The 6,224-nt window shown below is 57.2% G+C and carries 7 protein-coding genes; all 7 read right to left on the bottom strand.

All coding sequences use genetic code 11. The features are described from left to right. Window positions 1-79: 79 nt before the first annotated feature. Window positions 80-1,378 carry a ParB/RepB/Spo0J family partition protein gene (locus HMPREF2710_RS02470; RefSeq protein WP_049341940.1) on the bottom strand — a complete coding sequence of 433 codons (1,299 nt, stop codon included), beginning with the start codon at window positions 1,376-1,378 and terminating at the stop codon, window positions 80-82. Window positions 1,379-1,614: 236 nt separating this feature from the next. After that, window positions 1,615-2,457 carry a ParA family protein gene (locus tag HMPREF2710_RS02465; RefSeq protein ID WP_005504078.1) on the bottom strand — a complete coding sequence of 281 codons (843 nt, stop codon included), beginning with the start codon at window positions 2,455-2,457 and terminating at the stop codon, window positions 1,615-1,617. A gap of 457 nt (window positions 2,458-2,914) precedes the next feature. Next, complete coding sequence (gene rsmG / locus HMPREF2710_RS02460) at window positions 2,915-3,556, bottom strand: 16S rRNA (guanine(527)-N(7))-methyltransferase RsmG (protein WP_005504080.1); 642 nt, start codon at window positions 3,554-3,556, stop codon at window positions 2,915-2,917. 1 nt (window position 3,557) lies between these two features. Further along, window positions 3,558-4,124, bottom strand: coding sequence for a Jag family protein (locus HMPREF2710_RS02455; RefSeq protein ID WP_005508020.1), 567 nt, complete (start codon window positions 4,122-4,124; stop codon window positions 3,558-3,560). A gap of 111 nt (window positions 4,125-4,235) precedes the next feature. Beyond that, window positions 4,236-5,225, bottom strand: a complete 990-nt coding sequence (gene yidC, locus HMPREF2710_RS02450; protein ID WP_005504085.1) for a membrane protein insertase YidC — start codon at window positions 5,223-5,225, stop codon at window positions 4,236-4,238. 51 nt (window positions 5,226-5,276) lie between these two features. Further along, window positions 5,277-5,750 carry a membrane protein insertion efficiency factor YidD gene (gene yidD, locus HMPREF2710_RS02445; RefSeq protein ID WP_005504090.1) on the bottom strand — a complete coding sequence of 158 codons (474 nt, stop codon included), beginning with the start codon at window positions 5,748-5,750 and terminating at the stop codon, window positions 5,277-5,279. After that, window positions 5,747-6,112 (bottom strand): ribonuclease P protein component, encoded by a 366-nt coding sequence (gene rnpA, locus HMPREF2710_RS02440; protein ID WP_049341943.1) that lies wholly within the window; start codon window positions 6,110-6,112, stop codon window positions 5,747-5,749. Before rnpA ends, yidD begins: the two co-directional genes overlap by 4 nt. Between the last annotated feature and the right edge of the window lie 112 nt (window positions 6,113-6,224).

Below are 6,224 nucleotides of genomic sequence, written 5' to 3'. Positions count from 1 at the left end.
TGTTTCACGTGAAACATCACCGAGAGTTTTTTATATATACAACTGATTTCAGTTGCTAAATATTGTTTTACGCGAAAATTTAGCCCAAGAAATCAGAGTCCAAAACGCGGATAATGCGGTTCAGATCCTCAACATTCGCAAATTCGATGGTCATCTTACCCTTGCGAGCACCCAGCGAAATCTTCACCGAAGTATCGAGCTTGTCAGCAAAAGCCTCCGCAATATAATCCAGGCGCTCACGGTGCTTCTGAGGCTGAGGAGCCTTGCGCTCCTTCACCTCCGCAGCGCCGGATGCATGGTTCACCAGCTCCTCAGTTGCGCGAACCGACAGTCCCTCATTCACAATCTTCTGTGCAAGAGTCTCAATCTGAGCCTGGTCCGTCAGAGCCAGCAGGGCGCGCGCGTGACCCGCGGAGAGAATACCCGCCGCAACGCGACGCTGCACCAGAGCCGGCAGCTTCAGCAGACGAATCGTATTCGAAATCTGGGGGCGAGAACGACCAATACGCTTAGCCAACTGCTCCTGAGTAGTGTCGAACTCCTCCATGAGCTGCTGGTATGCCGCCGCCTCTTCAATGGGGTTCAGCTGGCTGCGGTGCAGGTTCTCCAGCAGGGCGTCACGGAGCAGGTCGCCGTCTTCAGTCTCACGAACAATCGCCGGGATGGTGGTCAGTCCAGCCGCCTGGGTTGCACGCCAGCGGCGCTCACCCATGACCAGCTCATACTTTTCGGTGCCGTTTTCGCGCGAGGGACGCACGACGATCGGTTGCAGAACGCCAATCTCACGTACCGAGTGGATGAGCTCTTCCATGTCCTGCTCATCAAAGTCGGTGCGGGGCTGCTTGCGGTTCGGGTGGATATCGCGAACGTTCAGCTCAGCAAACTGTGCACCGGGAACCGGAACCAAGCCGCCATGCTCTTCGGAAGCGGCCTGCGGGGTGGAGACATCTTCACCAAAGAAGAAGTCCACCGGGCGGCGAGTCAGGGTGGTATTACGCAGTGCCGCACCCATGTCCACACGGGATTTCTTTTTCGATGTTTCACGTGAAACATCCTGCGAGGAGGCGGGAGCTTCGACCTTCTCCTCTACCTTCTGAGCTTCAACAGGCTTTTCCTGAGCGGGTGCAGCTTCAGCGGGCTTAGCTTCTACAGACTCAGCTTTAGTGCTCTTGCGCTGCTTCTCCGGCTTGGCCTCGTGAGCCATTTCAAAGAGGCCGTCAGTTATCGGCTCTTCAATCGGAGTAGATACCTTCTTGGGTGCAGTCTTTACTGCCGCAGTCTTTTCGGATGCCTTCGCCTCAGCATTACCAGAATTCTTCGTACTCTGAGGGATCAGTGCCCCCAGGCCACGACCCAAGCCGCGTCGCTTTTCAGCCATCGTTACTCCTTAGGACTCCCGGACGAGCCCGCTCATTTTTTCTTCTTTATCTAGTGTAAACGAAATAAGCACTCGAAAGCAGGAGTAAAAACCGCACGGCACATCATCCGAATTATTCCTGATAATTAATTCACTAAGGATGTTTTCTTAGGTTTCACTCAGAAAATACCGCATGAAATGAGCCCTTTTGAATCATCAATAGACAATCCAAAAGGGCTCATTTCAAAAGATTTAGATTATGCGGATCGGCGCGAGAGTTCCTGTGCCGCCTCGCGGTAGGCGCGAGCGCCAGTCGACGAAGAATCGTAGGTGATGACGGTCTGCTGATAGCTGGGAGCTTCAGAGATACGAACTGAACGAGGAATCTTGACCCCCAGAGTCTCCTCCGGGAAGTGCTCGCGCACCTCCTCTGCCACCTGGAATGCCAGGTTGGTACGAGCATCGTACATGGTCAGCAGGATTGTACTGATGCGCAGCTTGGAGTTCAGGTGCTTCTGAATCATCTGAATATTCTTCAGCAGCTGGCTCAGACCTTCCAGAGCGTAGTACTCGCACTGGATCGGAATCAGAATCTCTTCTGCCGCAACGAAGGCATTGACAGTCAGCAGGCCGAGGCTCGGCGGGCAGTCGATGAAGACATAGTCTAGGCGCTCCATACCCTGCTTCTCGCGCCATTCGGTGTAATCCATTAGGGCATTCTTGAGGCGAGTCTCGCGTGCCACCAGGGAGACCAGTTCAATCTCCGCGCCTGCAAGGTCGATATTGGCGGGGGCACAGAACAGGCCGGGCATATCGGGGCATTCCTGAACAATTTCAGAAAGCGGCTTATCCTCAATCAGGACGTTGTAGACGCTGGGAACATCCACGCCGTGCTCAATGCCCAGTGCGGTCGAGGCGTTACCCTGCGGGTCGTTATCGATAACCAGGACGTTCAGTCCAGCCTCCGCGAGCGCGGCTGCGAGGTTCACGGCGGTACTGGTTTTACCCACGCCACCCTTCTGGTTCGACACGGTGAAGACACGCGTATGCACAGGCTTGGGGAGTAAATCTGCAACAGATTTCTGAGCTTGAGGAGTCATCGGGTGCCTTCCATATTCCGGGTGGTGTGTCTACGGTGATGCTTCGTCTGGTGCCTCGCGCGTGGCAATACTCTGCGGTATTTGTGCGCGAGGCGGGTCTACTCCCCTACTCCCCTGCCACTACTCATTCCCGACATGTTTCACGTGAAACATACTCCGCGAGGTGATGAAGTCTGCAATGTTTCACGTGAAACATTGGTGCTGCCCGAATGGCCCTGAAGGGCTCGGTACCCCTTACTGAACCATCAGGCTTTGATGTAGAAGAGTCTAAGGTTTCAATCCTTCCTTAAGGGTACCCGGCATCAGGTTAATACTCCACGCGAGAGGTCATTCTATGTACTCTACGGATGCAATTGCCACGCACACCCGGCAAGCCAGCGTACAAAAAATGGGCGGTACCGCGTAAGCTATGCATATTCACTAGCTCAGGCGGTACCGCCCATTCAGGACGAAACCTTTAGAGGCGAACTCGAACCACCGTCGTCGGCTCTTCCAGCAGATCGCCGCCGGCGGTGAGAATCTCGGTCTCACGCGCACCGTAACGGTTCAGCTTCTTCTTCGCCTTAGTAATCTCCTCCGCGGCGCTACGACCCTTCAGAGCCAGCAGCTCACCGGTGCCGCGCAGAATCGGCAGAGTGATGTCCAGCAGACCCACCAGGGCGGACACAGCACGCGCAGTCACCACATCGGCCTCCACGGCGCCCACAGCCTGCTCAGCACGCGAACGAAGCACGGTCACGTTCTCCAGGCCCAGATCCTCGACAACCTCATTCAGCCAGATGACACGGCGTTCCAGAGGCTCAATCAGGGTCAGCTTCAAATCCGGGCGGGCAATCGCCAGGCACAGACCGGGCAGGCCGGCACCAGAACCAACATCGGCAACCGACGCGTTCGGCGCAATATACTCCTGCACCACGGCACAGTTCAGCACGTGGCGAGCCCACAGGCGCGGCACCTCACGCGGACCAATCAGGCCACGCTCAATACCGGTCGTTGCCAGATGCTGCACGTAGCGCTCCGCCAGGGGCAGACGCTCACCGAACACAGCCTCCGCTGCGGCGCGCTCACTCTCACTGAGAGTAACCATCGAAGTCTCCATACTAGGCTCCTACCTCGGGAAGAGAAATCACCACGTGACGGCGAGGACCCTCGCCCTCCGACTCGCTGTACAGGCCAGCGGCGGCCACCACATCGTGCACAACCTTACGCTCATACGGGCTCAGCGGCTTCAGGTGCTCATCACGACCGGTAGCACGCACCTTCTCAATCGCATCAGCGGCAATCTTCTCCAGCTGCTCACGACGCTCTGCACGGTAGCCGGCAACATCCAGAATCAGGCGGGAACGGGTACCATTACCAGCCAGGACGGAGAGGCGCACCAGCTCCTGCAGAGCCTCCAGCACCTCACCGTGGCGGCCAACCAGGTGGCGCAGTTCCTCATTGTCATCATCGTCATTGAAGACCGAAAGATAGATGCGGTTATTGCGCACCTCAATATCGATATCGCCGTCCATATCGACAATATCGAGAAGCTCCTCGAGGTAATCAGCGGCGATATCGCCTTCTTCCTCGATGTCCTCAAAATCGTCTTCTTCGCCCTCAATGGGCTCCTCTACCAGCTGCTCCTCAACGAGCTGCTCGTCCTCATATTCCATAGCTTCAGTCACAATAATCCTCGGGGTGTTCGGAGGGGGGTCCTAGGGGTAAAAAGTATCTCATACACGGCGCCGGGCCCGCGCCACACGTGGCGAGAACCCGGCCCGAATCACGGAAGAAAACTACTTCTTTCCGTTCTGCTTATTGCGTTGCTGCTTCTGGCGCTTCTTACCAACCGGCTGCTGACGCTGACCCGCAGCGGCACGCTCACGAGCCTCCTGCAGATCCTTCTCGTGCTGCTCACGGGTCTTACCAATCGGAGGCAGGCCCTTCGCTGCACGGCGAGCGTTCAGCTCACGCTCCGCCTGAGAACCGGGGGTCGGGTTATTGCGGATAACCCACCACTGCTGACCCAGCGACCACAGGTTCGACACGGTCCAGTAGTACATAACACCCAGCGGGAAGTTAATACCGGAAACAGCGAAGATGATCGGGAAGATGTACATGATCATCTGCTGCTGACGGAACATCGGAGAGTTCAGAGCCGCCTCCGACATGTTCTTCACACTCAGCTGCTTCTGAATGTAGAACTGGGTCGCACTCATCAGAACAATCATGATGACCGCCTGAACAACGGTCGCGGTGGTGTCACCAGCGCCCGGGTGCAGCATGGTCGCGAACAGCTGAGCACCAAAAATCTGCGAGTCGTTGAACTGGTGCACCAGATCAGCCGGCAGCATGAGCACGCTCTCGTTACTCTGCGCCGCGGTGGGAACACCCATCAGCACCTGGTACAGACCGAAGAAAATCGGCATCTGAGCCAGAATCGGCAGGCAGGACGCGAAGGGGTTCGTACCGTGCTTACGGTACATTTCCATCTGCTCCTGAGCCATCGCCTGGCGGGAGAGCTGGTCCTTCTTGCCCTTGTACTTCTCCTGCAGCTTCGCCATATCGCCCTGCATCGCGGTCATACCGCGCATAGCCTTAATCTGCTTGACGAACAGCGGAATGGTCAGGGTACGCATCACCAGGGTCAGGAAGATAATGCACAGAACCCAAGTCAGGCCGGACGCCGGGTCCATGCCCAGCGAGGTGAAAAGAGTGTGGAACAGCCACAGGACCACGGAGACGATCCATTTAAACGGCCAAAGAATCAAATCAAAAATATTCACGCGGGAATACTCCTTAAGGACTCGGCTAAGTCATTGTGTGGGAGGCGCCGCCTACTCAGGGCGAGCGTCACCACCGGTGTGAGGGGTGTAAAGATGGGGGTGGTTGAGCAGAATAATTTTCGGTTCTGCTCCGGGAGCGAAAGTACGCTTCCCCTCCGGGACTGGGTCGATACCTCCGGTAGCCCAGGGGACACACCGCAGAATACGGCGTACCGTCAGGGAAAGCCCGCCCATCGCACCGTGGGTGGTCAGCGCCTCCAGAGCGTAGGCTGAGCAGGTCGGGTAGTAGCGGCACACATCCCCGTAGAGGGGGGACACGACCTTGCGGTAGGCCTTCATGCACGCGATCAGCAGGTTCTGCGGTAGAACGTAGAGAGCCTGCAGGAAAGTTTCCGGCCGCACGAATTCGTTAGGCGCTAGTGCCAGCAGCTCGTCGGGGCCCAGAGTCTCGGCAGATGCGCTATAGGTGCCACTGTGATGCGCGTGGAAGCGTTCTTCACAGCGGTCACGCTGGGAACGACTCACGGCTTCTCCTTGCTCTGAGGCAGGTCGAGCTTAGCGAAAGCAGCCTCGAGTGCCGATTCGTAGTCGCGGCGCAGCTGATCCCAGCTGGCGCTCGCGGAGGCGGGAAGCGCTCGCACAGCAATGGCGTAGCCTTCCGGATGCGCGGCGCAGGTGAGCGCGGCAAGTTCACGCAACCGGCGCTTGACCAGATTGCGTGTGACTGCGTTGCCCACCGCCTTCGACACAATGAAACCTACCTGGGTTGTTTTTCCAGGATTTTTCGCCGTAGATACAACGATGTTCCGACGTCCTGTACGGATGCCGGAACGGAAGGCGTGGGAGAATTCTGCGCTGGTGCGCATACGGTGCCGTTGAGGCAGCACGTGTTCCCCTTTACGTAGTGTGGGAGATTCGGCTCGCGTAGAAAGCTGACCTCCGCGTGTATTTCACGCTTAATGATAGTTCGCCCGCCGATGCGTGTGCATCGGCGGGGGG

It is taken from the genome of Rothia sp. HMSC069D01 (assembly GCF_001810135.1).
Taxonomy (GTDB): domain Bacteria; phylum Actinomycetota; class Actinomycetes; order Actinomycetales; family Micrococcaceae; genus Rothia.
This window is presented reverse-complemented; position numbering and strand designations above follow the sequence as displayed.